The sequence below is a fragment of the Ideonella sp. P3_A4 genome, from assembly GCF_056403075.1.
This window is the reverse complement of record NZ_JBFUGE010001098.1, coordinates 1-1,235: the sequence shown is the minus strand read 5'-3', so window position 1 is coordinate 1,235 and position 1,235 is coordinate 1. Positions and strand designations below refer to the sequence as shown.

Genomic DNA, 1,235 nt, shown 5'->3' with positions numbered 1-1,235 from the left:
TCGAAGCCAATGCGCTGAACCTCGGCTACCGCCTGGCCGCGACCGCCTGGGGCCAGGGCTACGCCACCGAGGTGGCACAAGCCGCACTGAACTACGCATTGGATGAACTGCGCGAGCCCGAAGTCTTCGCGATCGTGCGGCCGAGCAACGCGCCGTCGATCCGCGTGCTCGAGAAGATCGGCATGCAGCGCATCGGCACGCTCGACGACGTGCCCGGCCAGGCCGCGAGTTATTTGTTCAGTGCCAAGCGCGAGGTGGTGCTCGCCGGCTGAGACTTGGCCGGCGGGCCCCAGGCCCGCGAAGCCTCGCGTCTTACTGCGGGGTCAGGCCTCGGGAGCGTGGCAAACCGCTTCGATGTTGTGCCCGTCCGGGTCAATCACGAAAGCTGCGTAGTAGTTCGCGTGGTAGTTCGGGCGCAGGCCGGGCGGGCCATTGTCTTTGCCACCTGCCTCCAGCGCCTCGCGATAGAAAGCTTCGACCTGTTGGCGAGTCTCGGCCACGAACGCGATGTGAAGATGCGCCGGCTTCTGGTCGGTCTGGAACAGGCACAGCGAAACCTTGCCCTCGGGTGCGCTGAGCTCGATACCGTAGGTCGGTACCCCTTCCGAGACAACAGTGACGCCGAGCGGTTCGAGTACCTTGAGGTAGAACGTTTTGCTGGCTGCAAAGTCGCTGACGCCGAATTTGACGTGGTCAAACATGGGTTCCCCTGCAACGTGTGGGCCTGCGCGAGGTCCCAAGGTGATTTTGATTGAACAGCAGCTTGCGCTGGCTGTCGGTGCATCGATGCAGCGCCGTCAGTGCTGCGTGACGACGATGGGAGCACCCTTCGTGATGATCATCGTGTGCTCGTACTGGGCAGACAGGTTGCCACTTGCGCCCGCCAGCGTCCAGCCGTCTGAAGTTTCGGTGACGATGCGGCTCTTGGTCGACAGGAAGGGTTCAATGGTGATGACCATGCCTTCGTGGAGGGTGCGCTTGTCCGAAGGGTCGAAGTAACCAGCGATGTGCTCCGGCGCCTCGTGCAGCGCACGGCCGACGCCGTGGCTGCCGAGGTTCTCGATGATCTTGAAGCCATACGCCTTCGCGGTGCGCTCGATGGCGGCGCCGATGCCATTGATCGGCTGCCCCGCTCTGGCGCTCTTCATGGCTTCGGCAAGCGCTGTGCGGGTGGCGTGGCAAAGACGAGTCTTCTGCGCGGTGGTCGGGGGTACCACAGTCGTTCCTCCGGTATC

General features: G+C 63.6%; 3 protein-coding genes. 1 reads left to right on the top strand and 2 read right to left on the bottom strand.

Annotated features, from left to right (window positions below):
- Positions 1 to 272, top strand: a 272-nt coding sequence (locus AC1DYI_RS36160; protein ID WP_477208906.1) for a GNAT family N-acetyltransferase, incomplete at its 5' end; no start/stop codon positions are given.
- 51 nt (positions 273 to 323) lie between these two features.
- On the opposite strand, the gene AC1DYI_RS36155 is transcribed toward AC1DYI_RS36160, so the two are convergent.
- Entirely contained in the window at positions 324 to 701 is a 378-nt protein-coding gene (locus AC1DYI_RS36155) for a VOC family protein (RefSeq protein WP_477208905.1), read from the bottom strand.
- Positions 702 to 797: 96 nt separating this feature from the next.
- Positions 798 to 1,235 (bottom strand): M24 family metallopeptidase (locus tag AC1DYI_RS36150; protein WP_477208904.1); only part of this gene is annotated, 438 nt, incomplete at its 5' end.